18 protein-coding genes and 1 tRNA gene are annotated in these 25955 nt (G+C 58.1%); 13 read left to right on the top strand and 6 right to left on the bottom strand.

The annotated features are described in order from the left end of the window. The first annotated feature begins 8 nt into the window (after positions 1-8). From ABJM03_RS05870 to ABJM03_RS05835, 8 genes are all read left to right on the top strand, one after another. Entirely contained in the window at positions 9-467 is a 459-nt protein-coding gene (locus tag ABJM03_RS05870) for a (2Fe-2S)-binding protein (protein WP_348416300.1), read from the top strand. 3 nt (positions 468-470) lie between these two features. Then, a complete protein-coding gene (locus ABJM03_RS05865) occupies positions 471-2711 on the top strand; it encodes a molybdopterin cofactor-binding domain-containing protein (RefSeq protein WP_348416298.1) in 2241 nt (746 codons plus the stop codon). Further along, complete coding sequence (locus ABJM03_RS05860) at positions 2708-3274, top strand: hypothetical protein (protein ID WP_348416296.1); 567 nt, start codon at positions 2708-2710, stop codon at positions 3272-3274. The genes ABJM03_RS05865 and ABJM03_RS05860 overlap by 4 nt, the downstream gene beginning before the upstream one ends. A gap of 162 nt (positions 3275-3436) precedes the next feature. Continuing rightward, positions 3437-3510, top strand: a tRNA-Gly gene (locus ABJM03_RS05855). A 96-nt stretch (positions 3511-3606) separates the two neighbouring features. Further along, complete coding sequence (locus tag ABJM03_RS05850; protein WP_348416294.1) at positions 3607-5409, top strand: ABC transporter transmembrane domain-containing protein; 1803 nt, start codon at positions 3607-3609, stop codon at positions 5407-5409. A gap of 63 nt (positions 5410-5472) precedes the next feature. Continuing rightward, the gene (gene lysM / locus ABJM03_RS05845; RefSeq protein ID WP_348416293.1) at positions 5473-5904 is read left to right on the top strand and encodes a peptidoglycan-binding protein LysM; all 432 of its coding nucleotides are present in this window, start codon (positions 5473-5475) and stop codon (positions 5902-5904) included. Positions 5905-6122: 218 nt separating this feature from the next. Next, positions 6123-8003, top strand: coding sequence for an acyl-CoA synthetase (locus ABJM03_RS05840; RefSeq protein ID WP_348416291.1), 1881 nt, complete (start codon positions 6123-6125; stop codon positions 8001-8003). Then, positions 8000-8932 (top strand): alpha/beta hydrolase, encoded by a 933-nt coding sequence (locus ABJM03_RS05835; protein ID WP_348416289.1) that lies wholly within the window; start codon positions 8000-8002, stop codon positions 8930-8932. Before ABJM03_RS05840 ends, ABJM03_RS05835 begins: the two co-directional genes overlap by 4 nt. On the opposite strand, the gene ABJM03_RS05830 is transcribed toward ABJM03_RS05835, so the two are convergent. Beyond that, positions 8929-9765 (bottom strand): alkaline phosphatase family protein, encoded by an 837-nt coding sequence (locus tag ABJM03_RS05830; RefSeq protein WP_348416287.1) that lies wholly within the window; start codon positions 9763-9765, stop codon positions 8929-8931. The two genes, ABJM03_RS05835 and ABJM03_RS05830, sit on opposite strands and share 4 nt — an antisense overlap. Positions 9766-9905: 140 nt before the next feature. Between ABJM03_RS05830 and ABJM03_RS05825 the strand changes: the two genes are divergently transcribed. Next, on the top strand, positions 9906-10394 hold the full coding sequence (locus ABJM03_RS05825) for a hypothetical protein (RefSeq protein ID WP_348416285.1): 489 nt from the start codon (positions 9906-9908) through the stop codon (positions 10392-10394). A 71-nt stretch (positions 10395-10465) separates the two neighbouring features. Here the strand turns inward: ABJM03_RS05825 and ABJM03_RS05820 are convergent, their stop codons facing one another. From ABJM03_RS05820 to ABJM03_RS05800, 5 genes are all read right to left on the bottom strand, one after another. After that, entirely contained in the window at positions 10466-12103 is a 1638-nt protein-coding gene (locus ABJM03_RS05820; RefSeq protein ID WP_348416283.1) for an ABC transporter ATP-binding protein, read from the bottom strand. After that, positions 12100-12915, bottom strand: a complete 816-nt coding sequence (locus ABJM03_RS05815) for an ABC transporter permease (protein WP_348416281.1) — start codon at positions 12913-12915, stop codon at positions 12100-12102. Before ABJM03_RS05815 ends, ABJM03_RS05820 begins: the two co-directional genes overlap by 4 nt. After that, positions 12912-13868 carry an ABC transporter permease gene (locus ABJM03_RS05810; RefSeq protein WP_348416280.1) on the bottom strand — a complete coding sequence of 319 codons (957 nt, stop codon included), beginning with the start codon at positions 13866-13868 and terminating at the stop codon, positions 12912-12914. Before ABJM03_RS05810 ends, ABJM03_RS05815 begins: the two co-directional genes overlap by 4 nt. A 7-nt stretch (positions 13869-13875) precedes the next feature. Continuing rightward, the gene (locus ABJM03_RS05805) at positions 13876-15480 is read right to left on the bottom strand and encodes an ABC transporter substrate-binding protein (RefSeq protein ID WP_348416278.1); all 1605 of its coding nucleotides are present in this window, start codon (positions 15478-15480) and stop codon (positions 13876-13878) included. Between the two features lie 121 nt (positions 15481-15601). Continuing rightward, a complete protein-coding gene (locus tag ABJM03_RS05800) occupies positions 15602-17599 on the bottom strand; it encodes a CocE/NonD family hydrolase (protein ID WP_348416276.1) in 1998 nt (665 codons plus the stop codon). A gap of 339 nt (positions 17600-17938) precedes the next feature. On the opposite strand from ABJM03_RS05800, the gene ABJM03_RS05795 reads away from it, so the two are divergent. The 4 genes from ABJM03_RS05795 to ABJM03_RS05780 all read left to right on the top strand — a co-directional run bounded on the left by ABJM03_RS05795 (position 17939) and on the right by ABJM03_RS05780 (position 25950). Continuing rightward, the gene (locus ABJM03_RS05795; protein WP_348416274.1) at positions 17939-21124 is read left to right on the top strand and encodes an Ig-like domain-containing protein; all 3186 of its coding nucleotides are present in this window, start codon (positions 17939-17941) and stop codon (positions 21122-21124) included. A 160-nt stretch (positions 21125-21284) separates the two neighbouring features. Then, entirely contained in the window at positions 21285-22559 is a 1275-nt protein-coding gene (locus ABJM03_RS05790; protein ID WP_348416272.1) for a TolC family protein, read from the top strand. Then, the gene (locus tag ABJM03_RS05785; protein ID WP_348416270.1) at positions 22556-24775 is read left to right on the top strand and encodes an ATP-binding cassette domain-containing protein; all 2220 of its coding nucleotides are present in this window, start codon (positions 22556-22558) and stop codon (positions 24773-24775) included. Before ABJM03_RS05790 ends, ABJM03_RS05785 begins: the two co-directional genes overlap by 4 nt. Continuing rightward, the gene (locus tag ABJM03_RS05780) at positions 24772-25950 is read left to right on the top strand and encodes an HlyD family efflux transporter periplasmic adaptor subunit (protein ID WP_348416268.1); all 1179 of its coding nucleotides are present in this window, start codon (positions 24772-24774) and stop codon (positions 25948-25950) included. The genes ABJM03_RS05785 and ABJM03_RS05780 overlap by 4 nt, the downstream gene beginning before the upstream one ends. Positions 25951-25955 lie beyond the last annotated feature (5 nt).

Genomic DNA, 25955 nt, shown 5'->3' with positions numbered 1-25955 from the left:
CAGGACCTATGAAACTGACGGTGAACGGAACAGAGCACAACGTTGATGTCGAAGAGGACATGCCGCTGTTGTGGGTGCTACGTGACGAATTGGGTGTGACGGGTGTGAAATACGGCTGCGGTATCGCGCAATGCGGGGCCTGTACCGTGCATGTTGACGGTGTTGCCGTGCGGTCGTGCCAATTGGCGGCGGCAGATGTCGATGGTGATATCACAACCATCGAAGGGCTGGGCGCGCCCGATAGTTTGCACATCGTGCAAGAGGCGTGGATCGCGCATCAGGTAGCGCAATGTGGTTACTGCCAATCGGGTCAGATCATGCAAGCGGCCAGCTTTCTCGACCTGAACCCGGCTCCGACCGATACGCAGATCGACGAAGCAATGAGCGGCAACCTGTGTCGATGCGGAACCTATCCGCGCATCCGTGCAGCGGTGAAAACCGCCGCCGCAAAGCTGCAGGAGGCATAAGCCATGGGCCGTATCAAAACCATTGCCCGCCGTAGTTTTCTCATTGGCTCTGTCGCAGTGACAGGTGGGGTGGCCTTTGGCACCTATCTGGTCCGCCGCGACCCTGAAAACCCGCTGACGGCTGATGCCAAAGCGGGGGATGCGGTGTTTAACCCCTGGGTCAAGATCAACGCGGACGGCATTACGCTTGTCACGCCGCACACTGATCTGGGGCAGGGGGCGGTTTCGATGCAGGCGATGCTGATCGCCGAGGAGCTGGATGTGGAGATGGATCAGGTCATCACCACCGCAGGTGCCCCTGCTGCTGCATATTACAATACAGCTCTGGCCGCCGAGGCGGTGCCGTTCCGCTCGAATGATGACGGGTTTGCCGCGCAGGCCATGCGCGATACTATGGGCGCTGTGATGAAAGTGCTGGGCGCGCAGGTGACTGGCGGCTCCACTTCGGTGCCTGACAGCTTTGACAAACTGCGCATGGCGGGCGCGGTTGCACGTGAAACACTCAAAGCGGCTGCTGCCGCGCGAACGGGTGTGCCGATGGATCAGCTAGGCACAAAAGCCGGCGCGGTGATCCTGCCTGATGGCACGCAGATCGCCTACACCACTCTGGCGGAAAATGCGGCAGCGATTGAACCGGCCACCGATGTAGATTTACGTGATCCGTCCCAATGGCGTATGATCGGGAAACCGGTGCAGCGCATGGACATCGTCGCAAAATCTACCGGCACCCAGATTTACGGCATCGACCTCAAGGTTGAAGGCATGGTGCAGGCTTCGGTTCGGATGAACCCGCGCAAGGGCGGCGCGATGCTGGGCTATGATGCCAGTGCCGCAGAAGGGATGCGCGGCGTCAGCAAGGTGATCGCGCTGCCCTACGGTGTGGCGGTGATTGCGGATAACACATGGCGCGCCTTTCGCGCGCTCGAAGAGATTGAGATCGACTGGGGTCAGGCCCCCTATCCAGCGGAGCAAGACGATCACTGGGCCGCTGTTGCCGCCTCTTTCACAGCGGAACGACTGGACCGTGAATGGCGCCATGACGGCGATGTTGACGCCGCACTGCAAGGGGCAGAGGTCATCGAGGCCGAATACCGCGCGCCCTATGTTGCGCATCAACCGCTTGAGCCGATCGGTGCGATTGCCTTGGTCACTGCAGAGCGAGTCGATATCTGGGCGGCGCATCAATTGCCGCGTTTTGTGCAGCAACGTGTTGCAAAACGGTTGGATATGGATGCCGAACAGGTGTTTTTGCACAATCAATACGCCGGCGGCAGCTTTGGTCACCGGCTTGAGTTCGATAACATCGACGTGGCCATAGACATCGCCCGCGAAGTCCCGGGCACGCCGGTCAAACTGACCTTCCGGCGCGAAGAGGATTTTGCGCAAGACTACAATCGCCAGATCGGCATGGCGCGTGGGCGGGGCGCGGTTGCTGAGGGCAAGGTCACAGCGCTGGATCTGGACATCGCCACCGTCTCGGCCGCGCGGTCACAATCCAACCGCCTTGGCGCGCCGGTGCCGGGGCCGGATACCCAGATTGCGGCGGGGGCGTGGAACATGCGCTATGCGCTGCCGGACCTGCGCGTGCGCGCCTATGCGGTGCCCGAACTTGCGCCGACTTCTTCGTGGCGCTCGGTCGGGGCTTCCACGGCGGGATTCTTTGCAGAAGGGTTTCTGGACGAATTGATCCATGCCGCCGGTGCCGACCCGATGCACGAACGCTTGCGGCTGGTGAATGACGATGATGCCCGCGCGGTGCTTGAGGCCGTGGCCGAGATGTCCGATTGGGGCAGCCCTCTTGCACCCAACCAGGGGCGTGGTGTGGCGCTGGTGACGGCGTTCGGCGTGCCCACCGCCGAGGTGGTCGAGGTCACGGATACGCCTGATGGCATTCGCATTGATCGGGTCTGGATCGCGGCCGAGGTTGGCCAAGTTGTCGATCCGGTGAATTTTGAAAACGTCGTTGCGGGTGGCGTGATTTGGGGACTGGGCCATGCCATGAATTCTGAAATTACCTATTCGGACGGGCGGGCTGAGCAGGATAATTACCATATGGCCGAGGGTATGCGCCTGCATCAATGCCCCGTGATCCAAGTGCGCGGTCTGGAGAATAGCGATATTGTGCGCGGTGTTGGAGAACCGCCGGTGCCACCTGCGGCTCCTGCTTTGGCCAATGCCATTTTTGCGGCGACCGGCAAACGCCTGCGCCAGATGCCGTTTTTCCATGAGGTCGATTTTCTATGAAGCGGTTTGCGGCATTTATTGCCCTTGCCTTGCCGATGAACGGACAGGCTCACGCACAGGAGACTGCGGAAGCCGCATGGGAGCGTATTTATGCGGTGACCTCTCATCCGCGTTGCGCCAATTGCCATGTGGGCGCAAGCGGGCGGCCTGCTTGGGATGATCTGGGCTATGGCGCGACGCGGCTGCACGGAATGAATGTCGTTGCCGGCGACAGCCGCATCGGTGCCGAGACAGTCCCCTGCCGTACCTGCCACATCGGTGCTGCGGGTCCCAATGATGTTCCCCATGCCGCGCCGCAACTGGATGATGCATGGCGTCTGCCGCCCGTCGAGCTTGAGTGGTACGGCAAGAGCAGTGCGCAAATCTGCGCACTGCTGCGCGATCCTGAACGCAACGATGGCTTTAGCCCAGCCGAGCTGGTCGAGCATGTGCGCTCGAGCGCCTTTGTCGCTTATGGCTTTGCGCCGGGGGGCGGGCGCAATCCGGCACCGGGAAGCGTTGAAACACTGGCCCGCGATCTTGAAATCTGGGCGGCGGGTGGAATGCCTTGCGCGTCAGAGTAACCAGACGTCCTGTGGCATATGCCTTATATTTCTTGACTAGGCCCAATATGCGGAAATTCTTGCGCGGGTGCCGGGTCAATTGGGCGCGATCAACCAACTGGCATGAATTCCGTGCTGGTGCATCTTGACGGCTCTGGCGCGATGTCATACCCAAAGCGCAACGCGGGCGTTGTGTAATGGTAAGACCTCAGCCTTCCAAGCTGATGATGCGGGTTCGATTCCCGCCGCCCGCTCCATCCATGAATGTCCAATCCCTACCTGCGACAGCGCAGCGCTTGACCCCACCCCGTTGGCGCGCCAATAAGCGCAGGATATAGACCAAAGGACAGCGCATGGCGGATCACCCAACGGCCCCCCCTTCCGCAACCGAAGAACGGGCCCGTTCACGCCGGATCGGCGCATTGCGTGCGCTTTTGCCATTCTTGCGCCCCTACCGCGGGCTGATGGTTGCCGCGCTGTTTGCGCTGGTAAGCACGGCGATGATCTCGCTTACGTTGCCGCTGGCTGTGCGCCGTGTGGTGGATACCTTTAATGATGGCGAAGCGGCCCTGCTGGACCAGTATTTTATTGCAGCTATGGCGATTGCCGGATTGCTGGCTGTTGGCTCGGCGCTGCGCTATGCGCTGGTGACACGGTTGGGTGAACGTGTGGTGGCCGACATCCGCAAAGCCACTTTTGACCGTGTTATCGCCATGAGCCCTGTCTTTTACGAGCGCATCATGACGGGAGAGGTATTGAGCCGAATCACGACTGATACGACATTGATCCTGAGTGTGATCGGATCGTCGATCTCGATCGCTTTGCGCAATTTCCTTACCTTCATTGGCGGGCTGGTGCTGATGCTGCTGACTTCGGCCAAGTTGGCGGGGCTGGTGTTGCTGATTGTGCCTGCGATTGTTGTGCCTATTTTGATCCTCGGGCGCCGTCTGAGGGTGATGAGCCGCGAGAATCAGGATTGGATCGCGGCCTCTTCGGGGAATGCCTCGGAAAGCCTGAGTGCGGTACAGACGGTGCAGGCTTTTACCCATGAAGACGGCAGCCGTGCACAATTTGCTGCCATGACCGAAAGTTCGTTCGAATCCGCGCGCCGCCGTATTCGCACCCGTGCCTTATTGACCAGTATCGTGATCTTCCTTGCCTTTGCTGGCGTGGTAGGGGTGCTGTGGATTGGCGCGCGGGATGTCCGCGCCGAGCTGATGACCGTGGGGGCATTGGTGCAATTCGTAATCTATGCGGTGATGGTGGCGGGGGCTGTTGCTGCGCTATCGGAAATCTGGTCGGAGCTGCAGCGCGCCGCAGGCGCGACCGAGCGGTTGGTGGATCTGCTCGAAAGTGAAGACCCCGTAAATGACCCAGCCGAGGGGCAAAGCCTGCCCGAACCGGTTCAGGGTCACATCCGCTTTGAGGATGTCACTTTCCGCTATCCCTCGCGTCCCGAGGTGGCAGCACTTGATGCCGTGACGCTTGAGATCAAACCAGGTGAGACCGTGGCCTTTGTCGGCCCGTCAGGGGCGGGCAAGACGACGATCATCCAGATGATCTTGCGGTTCTATGACCCGCAAAGCGGGCGCGTCACCTTTGACGGGATTGACCTGCGCGATATGGCGCGTGACACTTTCCGCCGCCAGATTGCCATCGTCCCCCAAGACCCTATGATTTTTGCGGCTACGGCACGCGAAAACATTCGCTTTGGCCGCCCCGAGGCCACAGACGCCGAGATTGAAAGCGCCGCTCGTGCGGCCGCTGCGGATACCTTCATCAATGCGCTGCCCGATGGCTATGACAGCTATCTGGGTGAGCGCGGCGTGATGCTGTCAGGGGGGCAAAAGCAGCGCATTGCCATTGCGCGTGCCATTCTGCGCGCTGCCCCTGTGCTGTTGCTTGACGAGGCGACAAGCGCGCTTGATGCCGAAAGCGAGCGTGCAGTACAGGCCGCTGTGGAAGAGCTGAGCGCGGATCGCACCACGCTGATTGTGGCGCACCGGCTTGCCACCGTGAAAAAGGCCGACCGGATTGTTGTGCTGGATGGTGGACGCATTGTGGACACGGGCACCCATGACGCATTGGTGGCCAAGGGCGGGCTGTATGCGCGTCTTGCACGGCTACAATTCACCGATGGCATCGCTGCGGAATAATTCACCCTTGTCACGAATTCGTGATCCACTATCTGTTGGTTACACCATTCAAGGAGTATTCAAATGGGTTTGTGGAGCTTTGTAAAAGGGGCCGGCAAAAAGGTTTTTGGCGGCGATGACGACGCAGAGGTTTCCGGCGCAGCATTGCAGGACGAGCTGAAAGAGCTTGGTCTTGATGCAGAAGGTCTGGACATCTCGGTAGAGGGCGACAAAGTCAAAGTGACCGGCAAAGCCGCCTCACAGGAGATGCGCGAAAAGGTTATTCTGGCTGTGGGCAACGTCGAAGGCGTCGCGGCGGTCGAAGATGACGTCACAGGCGGCGAAGGCGAGCCTACGTTCCATACTGTTGAAAGAGGTGACACGCTTTGGGCGATTTCGGAAAAGGCGCTGGGCAACGGCGCGCATTACGAAAAGATCTTTGAGGCCAACAAACCGATGTTGAGCCATCCTGACAAAATCTACCCCGGTCAGGTGCTGCGCATCCCGACTGTTTAAACGTTTTTGCGCGCCGCACCCTTGATTGTGCGGCGTGCGCCCTTTTGGATGCGTGGCATCACCCCCATATCTCTAATACAGATCTGACGTTCGGGGATTTGTCCCTATGACGCTGCGTTTCAGCCCACGGATTGCTTGATCTTACGGGGCGGGGACTGCATCGTATCATATCAAATGACGCATGCCGCAAAAGCGGTGGCACCACGGGAGGAAGACACATGGGTTATTCAGGAATTGCTGACCGCGACGCAATCGAAGCAGAGAGCGCGTGGGAAGATCGCGACCTGCACAAGACGCTGTATGGTATGTTGTCGGCAACTGCCGCCAAATTTCCAGATAACAACGCCATCAGTTACCAGCTGTTTTCGGGCCCGACAGATTTCGCCGAAACGCTGAACTGGCAGCAGTTCCATGATAAGTCCGTGCAAGCGGCAAACCTGTTTCGCAGTCTCGGTATCGGGCCGAAAGACGTTGTGGCCTATGTATTGCCCAACGCAAACGAGACCGCGCTTACCCTTATGGGCGGTGCGATTGCCGGTATCGTAAACCCGATCAACCCGCTGTTGGATGCCGAACAGATTGGCGCGATCCTGCGCGAAACAGGTGCCACGGTTGTGGTGACCCTGCGACCGTTCCCCAAAACGGATGTGGCCGATAGAACCGCCGCTGCTGTGGCGTTGGCCCCCGATGTTCACACCGTGCTGGAAGTGGATTTGCACCGCTATCTGACAGGGGTGAAAAAGCTGATCGTGCCGTTGATCCGTCCCAAGCGCAGTGTGAAAAATCAGGCGACCTACAAGAACCTTAATGAGGAAATGGCCAAACAGCCCACGACGCTGCAATTTGACGACCCGCAAGAAGACCGCGTGGCATTCTATTTCCATACTGGCGGCACAACGGGCATGCCCAAAGTGGCCCAGCACACCTATTCCGGCGCGATCTACAACGCTTGGACCGGTGCGCGTTTGCTGTTTAGCGATAAGGATGTGGCCATGTGTCCACTCCCGTTGTTTCACGTGATGGCCGTTCATGCGGTGTTTATGGGCGTGGTCCAAGGCGGCGCGCATATTGTGTTTCCAACACCTCAAGGGTATCGCGGCGAGGGTGTGATTGATAACTTCTGGAAGCTGTGCGAGCGTTGGAAGGTGACATTCATCATCACCGTGCCAACTGCAATCTCCGCCAAAATGCAGCGTCCGATCAACGCCGACCTATCTACGGTCAAAACGGCATTCTCGGGCTCGGCCCCGCTGCCGCTTGAGCTGTTCAAGCGGTTTGAAAAAGCCACGGGCATCACCATTGTCGAAGGGTACGGCCTGACAGAGGCGACCGTTCTGGTATCGTGCAACCCCACTGACGGGCTGCGTAAGGTCGGCTCTATCGGCGTTGAGTTCCCCTATACCAAGGTGCGTATCATCAAGGGCACGCCCGATGGCCCTATTGATGCTGAGGTAGACGAAATCGGAGAAATTTGCGTCTCGAACCCGGGTGTCTTTGCCGGCCATACCTATACAGAGGTCGAAAAGAACGAGGGTCTGTATTATGACGACCAATATCTGCGCACGGGCGATTTGGGCCGCAAGGATGAGGACGGGTATATCTGGATTACAGGCCGCGCCAAGGATTTGATCATTCGGGGTGGTCACAACATCGACCCTGCCGAAATCGAAGAAGCGCTATTGGGGCATGAGGCTGTGGCCTTTGCCGGTGCCATTGGCCAGCCCGATGCCCATTCCGGTGAGGTGCCGTGTGCCTTTGTCGAACTGGTCGAGGGGGCCTCGGTCACCGTTGAGGAACTGATGGCTTTCTCAAAAGAGCATGTGGCCGAGCGCGCAGCGCAGCCCAAGCATATGACCATCATGGATGAGCTGCCCAAGACTGCTGTTGGCAAGATTTTCAAGCCTGACCTGCGCCGTGCGGCCATCACCCGTGTCTTTGACCAGACATTGGAGGCTGCGGGTGTCACAGCCCGAGTGGATCACGTGGTCGACGACAAGAAACGCGGGCTGGTTGCCGTCATAGCGATGAACGGTGCCGAAAAGGCCGCAGTAGGCGAGGCATTGGGCGCATTCGCGAACCCTTGGGATGCAGCAGCTTGAGCCATACCGACTATGGCCTGCACCTTGATGATGAGGTGCAGGCTTATATTGCGCGCGCCAATCAGTTTTCGCCTGCAAACGCAGCTGAGCTGAATATCAAAGAGCAGCGCGCGGCCTATAACAAGCTGTGTGCCGCTTTCCACGCCGGTCGGCCCGATAGTGTCACAACATGGGATGAACATCTGGGTGGTGTGCCATGCCGGCGCTACGAAAGCGGCGCGCATGACACAACGCTGATCTACTATCACGGCGGTGGCTTTGTTGTGGGTGGGTTGGACAGCCATGATGATGTCTGTGCCGAGCTTTGTGCACATGCGGCTGTGCGGGTGATCTCGGTTGATTACGCGCTTGCCCCCGAAGTGGTGTTCCCCGGCTGTTATAACGATGCCCGAGCGGCCTTTGAGGCGATCTGCGCGCAGTATTCAGGCCGGATCTTATTGGGGGGCGATAGTGCCGGCGGCAATCTGGCCGCGGCAGTCACACATAGCGCGCGGGAACGTGTGGCAGGGCAAATCCTGATCTATCCCGCACTTGGCGGCGATGTGACCAAAGGCAGTTATATTGACCATGCCCATGCGCCGCAGCTGACCAGTGAAGATATGGCGTTTTATACCGCTATGCGCCATGGCCATGGGCCAGAGCCAGTGGGCGATCCCCGCTCCGCGCCATTACAAGATACCGATTTCACGGGCCTACCGCCTACGGTCATTGTAACCGCAGAATGCGACCCGCTTGCCAGTGATGGCCAAGCCTACCGCGACGCGGTCACTGCGGCAGGTGGCAGGGCGGTATGGTTCAATGAGGCGGGGCTTGTGCACGGTTGCCTGCGTGCGCGCCACATGAGCAAACGGGCCGCGGTTTTCTTTGACCGCGTTGTTGCGGGCGTGTCCGCCCTGTCGGAGAATAATTGGCCCTACGATAAAGCCTAACGCAAAAAGATACCGGCCTGCATGGTCTCGGCGATAGGCGCGCCGAGGCGCCTCAAGATAGTGGGGGCGAGCTGAAGCTGGTCGATGATTGTATCTTCGTCAGGCCCTTCTGCGTCTCCGAAATAATACAGTGCTGCGTCCTGTTGCAGCGGGTCGCTCCCGCCGTGGTGGCCGCGCGCGTCCTGCCCGTGATCAGCTGTGACGATCACCTCATATCCGGCCGCACGCCACTGGGGGATGAAAGGGGCCAGCATTTCATCCATGACGAAACACGCATGGTCCATTTCCTGGCTGTCGTGGAAGAACCGATGGCCCATACTGTCGAGGGTGCAGCTGTGTAGCATCGCGTAGTTCAAATCGAAACGCATGGTAAGATTGGTGAGCGTGGCAAATAGATCCACATCCGATGGGGTCATCTGGTTTGCAGCACCATAGCCGGTCATCGTGTGGAACCGGCCATGATTGATGCTGCCGCTGTCGGGCTCGTCATATTCAATATCGCGGATGTAATCGAACGGGTGGCGGTTAAACAGCTCGGACCAAAAACTATGGGCCACAGCGCCGGTTATACCGCCGCCTTTGCGCACCTGAGCAAAAACATCCGGAAGCGCCAGTCGGAAGACATTGCTGTTGCCGGTGCAGCCATGTGCGGCAGGGGCCACGCCTGTATGGATCGAGGCATAGCAGGAGGCCGAGATCGACGGCAGCACCGAGCGAATTTTCCACACGCGGGCATCGCCGTTTTTGACCCAGCCCTCAAGATTGCCGAACAGGCGGCGCCAGTTGCGGTAGGGCACGCCGTCCAGAATGATCAATAGAAGTTTATTCTCCACTGTGCGCTCCCTTGCTATATGGCCCGCATAAGATGGCAGGCTTTGAAATGGTGCAAGCGGATGTACACATAAATTTGTGCAGACGCCCCCTAGATTTGCAGTTAGGCCTGCGGTGAATATTCCAATTTTGGAGGCTCGGCATGGCCCGCACAAATAAACGTAAACAGCAACAAAAACAAAAAGCCCCGACCGCAGTCGCACCGAAAAGAACACGGCGCGATATGCTGGCTTGGACGGGGCTGGGTGCTTTGGGGCTGGGTGTGGTTGCGGGCGGCGGTGCATGGGCTGTGTCGTCGTTCAACCGCTCGGTCACGGAACGTGATCTGTCGCGCATCGGGCAGGGGGTGCCTTCGGTGGTGCAGGTTCACGACCCGCAATGCCCGATCTGCAATGCTTTGCAACGCGAAACGCGCAAGGCGCTGTCAGATATGGAAGGGGATCAGCCATTGTATCTGATTGCCGATATCACCCAGACACCGGGCGCGGTGTTTGCACAGGTACAAGGGGTGCCCCATGTCACGCTGTTGTTGTTTGACGCTGCTGGAAACCGCGTCGAGACGCTGAACGGCAGCCGCACGCGTGATCAGCTTTTGCCCGCATTCGAGCAGTTGATGAAGGCCAACGGCTAACAGTAAAACGCCAATGCCCCGAACGCTGTCGGGGCATTGGCTATGCCGGTTGCGCAAGGCGGGTCGGCGCGCTAATTGCCCGCGCTCTCCATTTTGCGGTGCGCGATGACTTCTTCGAGCCAACCCAGTTTCATCTCGGGCACGGAGCTGAGCAACAGGTCGGTGTAATCGTCAAAAGGCGGGGCAAGCACCTGTGACTTTGGCCCATAGCGCACAACGCTGCCCTGATACATCACCGCGATACTGTCAGCGATCGCCTTTACCGTGGCGAGGTCGTGGGTGATGAACAGGTAAGCGACATCTTCAACCTTTTGCAGGTTCAACAGAAGTTTGAGAATCCCGTCCGCAACCAACGGGTCAAGCGCACTTGTCACTTCGTCACAGATGATCAGCTTGGGTTTGGCTGCCAGTGCACGGGCGATACAGACACGCTGCTTTTGCCCGCCCGACAACTCGGCGGGATAGCGGTCCTGAAAACCTTCGCCCAGCTCGATCTCGTCCAGCAGCTCTTGGATGCGCTGTTGCTTTTCCTTGCCTTTGAGGCCGAAATAGAATTCGAGCGGACGGCCGATGATCGTGCCGACGGTCTGGCGCGGGTTCATGGCCGTGTCAGCCATCTGGTAGATCATTTGCAACTCGCGCAGATCCTCCAGCGGCCGCGTGGCCAGATCGGGAGTAAGCGTCCGGCCATCAAAGGTGATCTCGCCCGCAGAGGGGGGCAGCAGGCCGGTGATCACCCGCGCAAGTGTGGATTTTCCCGAACCGCTTTCGCCCACAACGGCAAGGGTTTGCCCCGGATGAATATCGACATTGATGTCTTTGAGCACATCAAAATCCGTTCCGGGATAGCGTGCAGTGACGCCACTGACGCTGAGGATTGGTGTGTCGGTCGGCGTCTTCTCAATATGTTTGATCGAGCGGACAGAGACCAGCGCCTGTGTGTACTCTTCAACCGGGTTGTTGATGATCTGGTCCGTGGTGCCATATTCAACCATCGAACCCTGTTGCAGCACCATGATGTGATCAGAGACCTGTGCCACAACGGCCAGATCGTGGGTGATATAAAGGGCGGCAACGCCGGTGTCGCGGATCGCATCCTTGATCGCTTTGAGCACGTCAATCTGGGTGGTCACATCCAGCGCGGTTGTCGGTTCGTCAAAGACCACCAGATCAGGCTGGGGGCATAGCGCCAGTGCGGTCATACAGCGCTGGAGCTGCCCACCTGACACCTGGTGCGGATAGCGTGACCCGATGTTTTCAGGATCAGGCAGGCCGAGTTTTTCAAACAGCACAACTGCACGGGCTTCGGCATCGGCTTTTGAAAATTTGTTCTGACGGATTGCGGCCTCGGTGACCTGTTCCATGATCCGTTTGGCCGGATTGAACGAGGCGGCGGCAGATTGCGATACATAGGTGACTTCGGCGCCGCGCAGGCGACGCTTGTCTGCCATGCTCGATTGGAGCACGTCGCGTCCGTTTACCCAGACCTCACCACCGGTGAGCTCGACCCCGCCGCGACCGTAGGCCATCGCGGCCAGACCGATGGTGGATTTACCTGCACCAGACTCGCCGATCAGGCCCAGCACCTTGCCCGCTTCCAGATCGAAATCGACGCCATGGACGATTTCGATGTCGCGGGATTTCTCTCCGGGTGGATAGATTGTCGCGCCAATTTTAAGGCCGCGTACTTTCAATAGTGGCTCGCTCATCCGCGGCCCCCTTTCAGTGATGTGGTGCGCGACAGAACCCAGTCGGCCACAAGATTGATCGAGATACACAGAATAGCGATAGCATAGGCAGGGTAGAGAGCAGCCTGAATGCCATAGTTGATGCCTTCTTTATTCTCTTTCACGATACCACCCCAGTCCGCTTGTGGGGGCTGCACCCCGAGCCCAAGGAAGGACAGGGTCGAGACAAAGAGCACCATAAAGATAAATCGCAGACCCATCTCGGCCACCAGCGGCGATAGCGCGTTCGGCAATGTCTCGCGGAAGATGATCCAGCCGATTTTCTCGCCGCGCAGGCGGGCGGCTTCGACATAGTCCATAACGGTGATGTCTACAGCCACAGCACGGGCAAGGCGGAACACCCGCGTGCTGTCGAGCAGCCCCATCAGCACGATCAGCGTTACAATTGTTGTCGGCAATACCGACAGCACGACCAGCGCAAAGATCAGCGCGGGGATCGACATGATCAGGTCGATAAAGCGGCTCAGCACTTGGTCGACCCAACCGCCAGAGACAGCTGCGAAAAAGCCAAGGATGGATCCTGTGGCAAAGCTCAGGATTGTGGCGGCTGTGGCGATAAATATGGTGGTGCGCCCGCCCCAGATCATCCGGCTCAGCAGGTCGCGGCCAATGCTGTCGGTGCCAAGCAGGAATTCGGATGAGGACGGTTCCCAGACGTCTCCCACGACCTCTGCCATACCGTAGGGGGCAATGAAGGGCGCGAAGACGGCGCAAAGGAAAAACACTGTCGTAAAGAACAGGCCAAGAAGGGCGGCAGGAGGAATGCGGGTCATTTTGGATGCCTCAATCTCGGGTTCGTCACAATGGACACAATATCAGCAATAAGGTTGAGACCGATGTAGACAGCCGCAAAGATTAGTCCGCACGCCTGAACCACAGGCACATCGCGTTTGGATACGTGATCGACCAGATATTGGCCCATGCCGGGGTAGGCAAAGACAACCTCGACGACGACAACACCAACGACAAGATAGGCCATGTTGATCATCACCACATTCACGATGGGGGCGACTGCGTTCGGGAAGGCATGTTTGCGGATCACGGTAAGCAGGCGCAGGCCCTTGAGTTCTGCGGTTTCAATATAGGCTGATTGCATCACGTTGAGGATCGCGGCGCGGGTCATGCGCATCATATGCGCCAGTACGACCAGCGTCAGCACCATCACAGGGATCGCAATCGCGTTGAGCTTTTCGCCAAGGCTCATCGAGTCGTTCATAATCGCAACGGACGGGAACCAGCGCAATTTGATCGCAAGCCAGTAAACGAGAATGTAACCAATCATGAATTCGGGAATCGAGATCGTGGTCAGGGTGACCGCCGAGATCAGTTTGTCGGGCCAGCGGTCTTTATAGCGAACCGCAAGAAGGCCAAGAAAAATGGCAAGCGGGACCGAAATCAGGGCAGCCCAAAAGGCAAGGAACATGGTGTTTTTAAGACGTCCGCCGATGCTTTCGGCGATGTCGCGGCCATTTGTCAGCGCAGTGCCCAGATCGCCCTGCAAAACACCGCCCAACCAATTGAAATAACGGCTGAGTGCGGGATCATTCAGACCTAGTTCCGCGCGCAGGTTGGCAAGGTTTTCGGGCGTGGCACCCTGCCCAAGAATTTGTTGCGCCACATCGCCAGGCAGCATGGTTGTGCCGGCAAAAATGAGGATGGACGCGGCGAAGAGGAGCAGGAGGCCCAGCGCTAAGCGCTGGGCGACCAGAGTTACAATGGGATGCATGATCCGATTATGCTTTCCAAGTGTATTTGAAGGACTTCCAATAGCCTTGTGGTCCGTTCGGGTTGCCCACATAGCCCTTCACCTCGGAAGAGATCGCATCAACAAAGTCGTTGAACATGGGCAGGATCACACCGCCCTCTTCGTTGAGCATGTGGCCCATTTTGGAATAGAGCTCTTTGCGCTTTGTCTCGTCCAATTCGGCGCGCGCTTCGAGAAGCAATGCGTCGAACTCTTCGACTTTCCAGCGTGTGTCGTTCCAATCTGCGGTCGACAGATAGGCTGTGGAATACATCTGGTCCTGGACAGGGCGGCCGCCCCAATAGGAGGCACAGAAGGGCTGTACGTTCCAGACTTCGGACCAGTAGCCATCGTTTGGCTCGCGCTTGATTTCCAGCGGGATACCTGCTGCTTGGGCGGATTGTTGGAACAGCGCTGCTGCATCTACCGCACCCGGGAAGGCACCGTCAGCGACGCGCAGAACGATAGGGCTGCCGTCGTGGCCGGATTTCTCATAGTGCTCTTTGGCTTTATCCAGATCAAAGCTGCGCTGCGGGATCGAGTCATCAAACAGCGGGTAGGCCGCGTTGATGGGCATGTCGTTGCCAACCGTGCCGTAACCCTGCAGAATTTTGTCGACGAGCTCCTCGCGGTTGATCGCATATTTCAACGCAAGGCGCAGGTCGTTGTTGTCAAGCGGCGCAGTATCGACATGGGCGATAAAGACATAGTGGCCACGGCCACCAATGCTGGTCACTTCGAGGTTCGGCGCGCGGTCCAGCAGCTTTGCGATCTTTGGCTCGACGCGGTTGATGGCATCGACCTGACCTGATTGCAGCGCTGCGGTACGTGCTGTCGCATCGTTGAGAACAATCAGCTCAACCGCATCGTAATGCGCGACTTCTTCTTGGCTGCCGCCCCAATAATCATCGCGACGCACAGCTTTTGCGCTCACGCCGGGCTCATAGCTTTCCATTGTGTAAGGGCCAGTGCCGATCGCGGCGTCCGGAGCGTCAAAGCCGCCACCGGGCTGAATGATCAGGTGGTAGTCTGCCATCTGATAGGGCAGATCGGCATTGCCGATTTCAAGCTCGAGGATGAATTTATTGCCGTCCACGGACATGCTTTTGATGCCCTGCATGATGCCCAAAGCACCGGATTTGGAATCTTCGTTGGAGTGGCGCTCCATCGTTTTCATCACGTCATCGGCGGTTACCTGTGCGCCGGTCGAGAAGGTACAGCCTTGGCGGATGTTAAAGGTCCAGGTCTTTGCCTCGTTGGAGCCTTCCCAGCTTTCGGCGACCAGACCGCGCAGGCCGCCGTCTTCGGCCAGCTCAACAAGGGGCTCACCCCAGAAAAAGCCGATCTGAAGCGGCACATCGGAGGCCCAGCTTGCAGGATCTTGTGTGTTTGTGCTTTCGCCGCCCTGAACACCCAAACGGAAAGTACCGCCTGCAACAGGTGTCGCATGGCCATCGGCCTGTGCCGAGCTGGCAAGCATCGAATTGGCCGCAGCGGCGGTCACGCCAAGGGCTGCTGCGCGCGCAACAAATTCACGGCGTGTCATCACGCCTTTTGTCACAGCTGCGCTGAGCTCTTTGAGTTGATCGTTCATAGTGGTCGTCTCCCAGTTGGAATCGTACGTCTTTTGCGCACGCTCGTTTTTGATTGATGCTTAAGGGTTACGCATTTGGTCACGTGCTGCAAGGGGGAATGCCGGGTTAGGGGGCGCAGCACTATAGGGCACCCCGTGAAACGCTATCTTTGACGTCGCGGCTGTATATAAGTGTGCCATTTTCCCAAGCTTCAATTTTCGCGGTGAGGTGGAATTTTTCCAAATCCGACCACATACTACATTGCGCGCGCGTGCGAAGCTGGATGCCGTCCCGCTCCATTTCATCCTCCCAATCACAATTCCCGCGCGCGCTTAGCGGATCATCGGGGTGGATATCCCAACGCTCGGACGCCCGCGACCCACTGATTAATCCGTGATCGTCATCGCGCAGTTTGCCAAAGTCATCCTCTATGACGAGGCTGTGAATGCCGGTGACCATATCAACCTCGCTTCGCCGGATGTGGCTTTCGGGACGAATTTCGGTGGTGCGCCAGGGGGCGGCGGACTCGGGCGGCAAAAATTGCACCTCGTCTTCGCCTGTGGTGGGGCGTTGCGGCACTATGACAGTGCCGTGGGACAGTGTAATCGAGGCAGCCTGCGGAGCCGGCCACAAAAGCGGCCAATACGCGGTCGAGATCGAAACCCGCAGGCGATCGCCCGCAGGGATGCGGTAGGCAGTCTGGTCAAGGTCCAGAGTGATTTCCTCGGTCTTGCCCGGGGTCATGGGCTGGGGATGTGCGGCACTGTTGCGGTGCGACAGGTTAAGCACACCATATGTAATGCGGGTTGCGGCCCCGTCGGCATGAATATGGTTCAATCGCACGGCGATTTGTGCTTGGGGTTTGTCACAGGCCAGCGTCAGGGTCACCCGAGGGGCACCGACGATATTCATGTCGCCGGTCAGGGGCGCGGAAGTGTATGTAGACGACAGCGCATCATCCGCGCGCTGGTCGCCCGGCATCTCCGGGCCCAGCCATATTGCACAGTATTCACCCGCCGCTGCACCGCAATGTGCAGGAGAGGCGACGCGGTCGCTCAGGGGCTGTGGCGTATTATCAAGCACACCACCGGTGCCCAAATGCAGGGTCTGCACAGGAAGATGACTTGTCGCGCCCCGCTGCTCGGCGATCCAGCGGCCTTCACGGGATGTATACCAGCCTGCCGGTCGTACCCCGTCCATAAGGTATGCGCGGTAGTCAGGGTCATTCTCTACGCCGGTATCAATCCCCTTTAGCCAATGATCCCACCAACGCAACGCTTCTTGCAAAAAGCCGATGCGCGGTTCCGGTACGGCGAAATGCGGGTATTTATGAACCCAAGGGCCGACAATGCCTTTTGCGCCCTCCAATGCTTCGACAAGCCGTGGCACTGTATTCTTATAGGCATCGCCCCAGCCCCCGATAGCCAGCACTTTTGCCTTTATCGCATTGTAGTCCTCGCAGACCGACCCGTGCTGCCAATAGGCGTCGCGGCTTTGATGGCGCAGCCAGACAGAGGGCAGAAAGGGTTCGTGTTCAAGTCGCTCCAGCCACATCTCGCGCCAATTCTCCCGCAGGGCGGGGTCGGGTGCGCGGCTGGAATAACTCCACATGGTGGCACCCCAGCCGAGATTCTCGTTGAGCAGGCAGCCGCCTTTATAATGTATGTCATCGGCAAAACGGTCCACGGTAGAGCATAGCGTGATGATCGCCTTGAGGGCATCGGGTGCGAGGCTTGCCACCTGAAGCGCGTTAAACCCGCCCCAGCTGATCCCCATCATGCCGACATTTCCATTGCACCATGGCTGTGCGGCAGCCCATTGAATGACCTCGACCGCATCTGCCAGCTCCTGTGGGCTATATTCATCCTCCATGATCCCTTCGCTGTCACCGTTGCCGCGCATATCCACACGGGCGCAGGCATAGCCGCGGGCAGCGAAATAGGGATGTGTCAGCGCGTCGCGTGCGCAGGTGCCATCGCGTTTACGGTAGGGCAGGAATTCAAGGATCAGCGGGACAGGATCGCTATTGGCATCTTGAGGGGTCCAAAGCCGCGCGGACAGCCGTGTGCCGTCTGACATGATAATGGGATGATCGGGGTCTTCGGTGACAGGGCGCAGCGGATCATTTGGTTGTGTCATGCTCTCAAGGTCGGCCTGAAACGAAGCAGTGTCAACGCGTGATGCCTTACGTTTTGCAATCATTAGTTGCGGGGTCGGAATCAGCCACATGTTTACGTAATGTGGGCGTAGGTGAAGGACACATATTGTGGGCGTTTGTGCCACAGAAGGCGCCATATCTAGGTAAATAGGGAATAAAATCGAATTAAATGCTGGATTTTGCCGAATCGTCTGAATATTGTGGCCGAATAAAGGTGAAATCACGGCACGCTCGAACGGGCCGGGTAGCAGTAAAAATAAAAAATCAGAACCAAGTATCCAGCATGCGTGCGGGTACTTTTGAGGTAGAGTGGTAGAACTATGAAGGCGATTGATTTCGTTGTCCGTGGAAGTGCGGGCGATTTGCAGCGGGGGACAGTGTCCGCGGATGCACAGAACCAAGTGATCGTGGCCGGTGCAGGCCAGGAAATTTCCATTAACGCACGTCAATCGGATTTCGCGAGCCAGGTCCGCTCGGGCGATAGCCTTGTGATGACGCTTAGCGATGGGCGCACGATCACGATCGACAACTTCTTTAACGAAACCGGTGACGCGAACCGCCTGTTTGTTTCTGCCGATGGCTACCTGAACGAAGTGAGCTTTGTGGATCAGGGGCAGGGCAATCTGTATGCGCAATACGGGCCAACGTCCGAATGGGGCAAATGGAGCCCGTCGGATGATCTGATCTTCCTCGGCAATTCCGAAGTGGCCGGTGTGCCATTGGCCGATGGTGACGGTGATGTGTCCATGTTGGGTGCCGCCCTTCTGGGTGGGGGTAGCTTGCTTGGTCTGGGCGGCGGCGCAGCTGTTGCAGCGGGTCTTGGCGGCGCGGCAATTCTCGCCGGCGGCGGCGATGGCGACTCCGATGATGGCCCTGCGGCCCCTTTCGTGAACGATGCAGACGCCAATGTTGTGATCGGCGGCGATGACGAGACACAAGATACGCTGACCATCACCGGCGGCGGTGAGCCGGGCGACACAGTTGTTGTCACCGTTGGCGATGAGTCAGTCGAAGCCGTGATTGACGAAGAGGGCAATTTCGAGGCTGTTTTCGAGGGTGAGGATTTCCCCGAAGACGGTGTGTACGATTCAGTCGTTGATGTAACCAACAGCGATGGCGACACTGTCACTCTGGACGGCCCATCCTTTGAAATTGATACAACTGCTCCGGAACTGACCTTTACCGAAGGTACAGAATCCACTGGTGATTTCTTTAACAGCGTGAGCTTTGCAGATGGTGTCACCCTGAGCGGCACAGGCGAGGCTGGTGCCACAATCGCAGTCACCATCGAAGGCATCACCCAGACGTCGGTCATTGGTGCTGATGGTCTGTGGACCGCCACATGGGACGCAGGCACGCTTGAGGGTGGTGAATACACCTCCACGATCACTGCGGTAACCACCGACAGCTTTGGCAATAGCGCGACTTTCACAGATGTTCTTGTGGTTGATACGGTGACAACCGTGACTGTCGATGCCGCTTCGGTTGCGGGCGACGGCGTTATCAACGGCGCCGAGTTCAGCGAAGGCGTGGCCTTTACCGGCACAGCACAGCCCGGCGCATCCGTCGAAGTGACAGTGGGCGGCATCACGCAAACTGTTATCGCAACGCAAGAGGGCACATGGTCTTCTACCTTCACATCGACACAGCTGGTTGAAGGGGAATACACAGGTACCGTATCTGTTGTTGCAACCGATACTTTCGGCAACACCGCAACGACTTCGGGTACTTTCGAAGTTGATACATTCGTGCGCGACTTCTCGATCACATCTTCCACCGGCGGTGCCGATGGGGTGATCAACGCCGAAGAAGCAGGTCAGCCATTGAATGTTTCGGGCCAGACCGAGCCGGGTTCGACCGTAACGGTTGAATTGGATGGGACCACCGTGGATGCGGTTGTTGCAGCCAACGGCAGCTGGACAGCGACATTTGCGGCGGGCACAATTGCCGCTGGTACCTACACAACAGCAATCACCGCCACTGCGACAGATGCCGCAGGCAACATCGACACGGCCACGACATCTGTGGTTGTTGACACTGATGCCGGTGTCCTGACGATCGACCCTGATCCGGTTGAAGGTGACGATGTTATCAACGAAGCCGAAGCAAGCGACGGTGTCGTTCTGACAGGTACTGCTGATCCGGGCGCGGTTGTGACTGTTACCCTGGAAGGTGCAAGCACCAATGTGATCGCAGATGCATCTGGCAACTGGGAAGCATTCTTCTCGGCCAATGATGTCGCAGCGGGCGTCTACACTGCTGAAATCACCGCGACGACCACAGATGAATTCGGCAACAGCCGCTCTGCATCTGACAGCGTCGAGGTTGATACACGGGTAGATAACCTTGCGATTGATACGCCCGTAACGGCAGATAACATCATCAACGCAACCGAGCGCGCCAATGGCATCCAGCTGAGCGGCACCACCGAAGCAGGTTCGAGCTCTGTTCTTGTTACGCTGGGCGGTCAGACTGTTGCAGGTGTTGTTGATGCGGCTGGCAACTGGACTGCGAATTTCGACGCCTCCGCGCTGGAAACCGGTACTTTCACAACAACGGCTTCTGTGACTGCAACTGATGCGGCGGGCAACGAGCGTACCGTGTCGAGCACAGTCGAGGTGGATACCGAAGTTGATACGCTTGGATTTGATCTTTCTTCCGATTTCGATGAGACCCTGAACGCAGCTGACGTTGCTTCGGGCATCGAATTGGGCGGTCAGGTCGAAGCAGGCTCCACTGTAAGTGTTCTGTTTGACAGTACCAGCTTTGATGCAATCGTCGACGCGGCAGGAAACTGGTCGCTGGATATCCCGGCATCGGCAATCCGCAGCGGTACATATGAGACCGACATCATCGTCAGCGCGACCGACCACGTCGGCAACACTGCGTTGATCGAAGATACGCTGTCCATCGACACCGAAGCACCTGATGGCCCGATCATCAACTCGGTCACTGATGGCCGCGACGGTTTCCGCGGGATCTCGATCGAAGCGGACATGGACGCGACCGGAGCCGAGGCAGACGTACAGACTGTGTCACAAGTGGAAACCGACGGTTCCATCTCTGAGGTGGCTGGTGTTCAGGGCACGAATGATCTGGGTGAGACAACGTTCACCTTCGAAAGCGACGTGCCAAACGGGTCGCAGTTGATCGTGAACTCGACAGATGCGGCTGGCAACACATCCGGCACATATCTGGTCCTCGATGATGAAAGCACGACCAGCTCGGTGGATCTGTCAAACAGCGCGCTGGGTGAGTTCCAGATCGAAAGCCTCGATCTTGATTTTGCCGAAGCAGCAAGCGTTGTCATCGACGAAGCCAGCCTTCTGGCGCTGTCCACGGACACCAACACCCTCACCATCCGCGGCTCTTCCGAGGATTCGGTGATCGTCGAGGATGGCGTGGCCCAAGGGACGCAGACAGTCGACGGTCAGACATTCAACGTCTTCTCAGTAGGTGCCGAAGGCACGCTGTTGGTCGAGCAGGAAGTTCCTGTCACCATCTAAGCAAGACGCTTACCACGATAACGGGATGCGGCGGGGCCAAACCACCGCCGCACCCGACACATAAAAACAAAAACTAAAATAATTATAAATATCGGCACGTTAAGGGCAGGATATGGGGCAGTGTAGGCGAAAGACAGTAGCAGTGTGTGCAGGCGCGCTGATGCTGACAGGATGTATGTCGGATTTAGGCAGCGATGCGCGCGCACCGGAAACGGAAGCGGTTGCAATGCTGGACACGGGGGATGTGACATCCTCTGAAAAACCGACACATGAACAAAAGATCAACGCGCAAAGCGATATCATTCAGGGCCTGATTGCCCGGCGTTCGGTGCTGCCTGAGGGTGGCCCGTATAGTCGTGTGGCGACGGCCGTATTGGCAGCCAATTCACGGACCGCCGAAAGCGAACTGCGCGCGGCGCAGTTGCGTTCGCGCGCGGCATCCAAAAACTGGCTTCCCTCGCTGGGCCCGACCGTCAGCCTGACCTCTCTGGGGTCGTTGGTGACAAATATCGTGGTCGAACAGGTTATCTTTGATAATGGCCGCAAAAAAGGCGAACGGGAGTTCGCTGTGGCCGATGTGGAAGTTGCGGCAGTGGCTTTGGCTGCGGATACGAACGAGCGTGTGCGCACGGGGCTTGAGCTTTATGTCTCTGCGGTTGAAGCACGCGAGATTTACGAACTGCAAAGCAAAGCGGCAAAAGATGTCGGGCATTTTGAATGGGTGATGGAGCAGCGCGTCGAGGGCGGCGTATCTGACAGCTCGGACCTCAATATCGTACGCCAGACCATGTCAGAAATCCGCGCGAGCCAATCGGCAGCAGCAGAAACAGCAACCACTGCTATTGCCGAACTCAACGCCATGGCAATCGGCGATCTGAGTGACGTGCGCGGGGTATCCGCTTTGCCGGTAGACGCGTCGCTGGCCCAGCCTTTGACCGTGACCCAAGCCGAGGCGGAAAAGATCCGTGCGATTGCCGCGGCCAAAGTAGACCGTGCCGAACAACTGCCGGGGCTTAGCGCTGGCGGCAACGTGGGCAGCAGTCTGGGGCTGATTGTCAGCTCAGATAGCTTGCTGAACCTCGGCACCGGTGACCAGTTGAAAGCCATTGAGGCCACAAAAGAGGCCGCAGGCCGTCAGGTCGCGCAAGCGATGGAAGACGCCAACCGCCAGCTGCGCCGCCTCGAGGGTGATATTGCTTCGACCGAACGGCAGGCTGCCGAGGCCGCCGAACTGACGGCGCAAGCCAAGAAAAACCTCGATCTGTTTCAGGCGCAATATGACGGCGGCCAGAGGCAGGTCCTTGATGTGGTAGGTGTCTACGAGACCTTTGCCAATCAGCAAGAAGCAGAAGTTTCCCTGAAATACGAAGCAATTCGCTTGCGTCTGGCCATGGCCGAACTGCTGGGCGTTCTGGCGGATGGATCACAGATATGAGCAAACCGTTTACCCTTACGATCGTGAATGGCAACGCGGCGCGCCTTCGTGCTGTTGATGGGGCAGACACGCCCAAGCCAAGCAATTCATCCACCTTCGAGGACCGCCTGCGTGCCCGTGGTGCCCTAATCTCGACCTATGCAAGCGTTTTGGGGGCCGAGGTATCTCAGGCAGATCTCTCCGAGGCGCTGATCCGTCGCCTGACCCCCGAGACAAACAGCCGTGAGGAAGCACAGGTTATCGCGACATTGCTGCGCCGCAACGGGCTGAGTGCCGAGTTGCAGAATGCGGCCTCACTGGATGATCAGGCATATCCAGCTTTGGTCTATATGACATCGGGCCAGTTGCTTTTGGTGATGGGCCGCGAGAACGGCGACCTGGTTGTTTATGACACAACCTGTCCTGACAACCGCGCGACAGTGCCAGCAGAAGATTTTGTACCCTTCTTTTCGGGTGTGACCCTGCGGGCGCAGATGCCGATTGAAAAAGTGGCCGAGGTTCACAAAACCGCTGAAAAGCCTGCGCATTGGTTCTGGGGGCAATTCGGTACTTTCAAACGGCAGTTGTGCGAAGTGGCACTTGGCTCGTTTGTGGCCAACCTTTTGGCCGTGGCCGTCGCGCTGTTTTCCTTGCAGGTCTATGACCGTGTGATCCCGCACCAATCTGAAGCCACGCTGTGGGTGCTGGCCGCTGGTGCCGTACTGGCGCTGCTGATGGAAGCCTTTATCAAAATTGCCCGCGCACAGCTGATGGACGGGGCAGGGCGGCAGATTGAAATCTCGGTTTTGCAACTGTTGATGAGCCGTGTTCTGGGGATGCGCAGCGACAAGCGGCCTCAGGCACCCTCTGATACTTTCTCCTCCATGCGCGAATTCAGCTCGGTGCGGGAGTTCTTTACCGCCTCTACAATCGGAACGATTGCCGATATTCCGTTCATCTTTGTCTTCCTTGCGCTTGTGGCCTCCATTGCGGGCAATGTGGTCTGGGTGCTGGTGTTGGGCGGCATCCTGATGGTCGTGCCGGGGTTTTTCATGCAAAAGCGCATGATCAGCCTGACAAAGGAAACCCAAGGGGCGCACGCAAAATCATCGCGGTTGCTACATGAGGCGATTTTCGAGCTTGATACCGTCAAGACCCAGCGCGGCGAAGACCGTGTGCAGCGTCTGTGGTCGGAGCTGACAACGCTTTCTGCTGTCAAATCCTCAGAGCAACGCAAGCTGGCATCGGCGCTCACGTTCTGGTCCCAAGGGGTTCAGCAGGGTACTTATGTAGCCGCGGTGATCATGGGCACATATCTGGTGTTTGCAGGGCAGTTTACGGTCGGTTCGATCATCGCCACCGGCATCCTGACATCGCGCACATTGGCACCGCTGACACAATTGGCAGGGACAATGGCGCGCTGGGGTAATGTGAAATCAGCCCTCGACGGGTTGGAGCATATCGCAGGTTCCGAACAGGACGCTGCCACAGGCCGTACCTATATGCGCCGCGATCATCTGGCTGGCAATTTTGAGCTGCGCGATGTCACTTTCCGCTACATCGAAGAGGGCGCACCGACACTCGACCTGCCGGGGATCAACATCTTGCCGGGGCAACGCATTGCGATCCTCGGGGCGAATGGTTCGGGTAAATCCTCATTGCTCAAAGTGCTGAGCGGCCTTTATGCGCCCACCACGGGCCGCGTGTTGATCGACGGTACCGAGATGACCCAGATTGAACCGCGCGATTTGCGCAGGTTGATCGGTTATCTGGGGCAGGATGTGCGCCTGTTCTCGGGCACATTACGCGACAACCTGAACCTGACGATGCTGGAGCGCGACGACGAGCGGTTGATGGCCGCGCTGGAATTCGCGGGTCTGGGAGCGTTTGTGCGCAATCACCCCAAGGGTCTTGATCTGGAAATTCTCGACGCAGGTGCCGGCCTGTCCATCGGGCAGCGCCAATCCATCGGCTGGGCGCGGCTGTGGCTGCAAGACCCCAAGATTTGTCTGCTGGATGAACCAACGGCTGCATTGGATCAGAAGCTCGAGCAAGGGCTGGTGAAACGGCTTGAAAGCTGGATGTCGGGCCGGACAGCCGTGATTGCCACGCACCGAGCCCCGATCTTGCAACTGACCACGCGCACGATTGTTCTGAACAATGGCCGGATGAGCATTGACGGCCCCAAAGACGAAGTTCTTGCGCATCTTACCGGCGTTAAAGGAGGTGCAGCATGAGCACTGGAATGGATACCCATATCACCAGACAAATGCGGGGCCCCTCCATGGTGGTCTGGCTATCTGCGGCGACTGTGATTGTCTTTCTAATCTGGGCGTTTTTCGCTTGGGTGGATGAAATCGTTCGTGCCGAAGGTTCTATGATCAGCAGCTCGCGACCGCAGATTATCCAGAACCTCGAAGGCGGTATTTTGGCCGAGCTGGCCGTGGGCGAAGGCGACATTGTCGAGACCGGTGATGTATTGGCGCGTTTGCACAACACGGGCTTTCAATCCGCTGTGGATGATCTGACCGACCAGATCAGCGCGTTCGAAATCCGGCGGTTGCGGCTCGAGGCCGAGATGGAAGGGGCCTATGAATTTGACGTGCCTCAACAATGGGCGCAACGCACCCCCGAGATGATGACATCCGAGGCCGCCCTGCTGCACGCGCGCCAGTCTGATTATATCTCTAACATGGATGGCGCGAAACGGGTTCTTGCCGAAGCACAGGCGGAACGCGACCTGATGGACGGTCTGCTCAAGAACAAGATCGTATCGCTGATCGAGGCCACGCGCGCGCGCAAGGCCTTTGCTGACGCGCGTATCAAGTTCGATGAAATCGTCACACGCACCGAGCTGGAGCGTGCTCAGGAATATTCAGACGTATTGAGAGAGCTGTCGACCCTGCGGCAGAACCTCAAGGCAAGCGAGGACCAGCTTGAGCGCACAGTGCTGCACAGCCCGCTGCGCGGCATTGTGAACAATCTGGCGGTGACCACCATCGGTGGCGTCGTCCGCCCCGGTGAGGAAATTCTGCAGATTATTCCGTTGGATGAGGAAATGTTCGTTGAGGCACGGGTCAAGCCCGAAGATATCGCAGGCGTACGCCGTGGGCAGGCCGCAACGGTCAAACTGTCGGCTTACGATTACACAATCTACGGCACGCTTCAGGGCGAGGTGAAAATCATCTCGGCAGATACCTTCAAGGACGAGCGCGCCCGTGATCCTGATGGTGACCCGCATTACAAGGTGATCCTTGCCGTGGACACAGAGCACCTGACCCCGCGCCAATCCGAGCTGGAAATCCGCCCTGGCATGCAAGCCAGCGTCGAGCTGCACACGGGCTCCAAGACGGTGCTGCAATACCTGCTCAAGCCGCTGTATAAGTCCAAGGAAGCCTTCCGCGAGCCGTAACCCCG

The organism is Sulfitobacter sp., from assembly GCF_039977885.1.
Lineage (GTDB): Bacteria > Pseudomonadota > Alphaproteobacteria > Rhodobacterales > Rhodobacteraceae > Sulfitobacter.
Note: the sequence above shows the minus strand (reverse complement) of the source record. Positions and strands in the feature narration are given on the sequence as shown.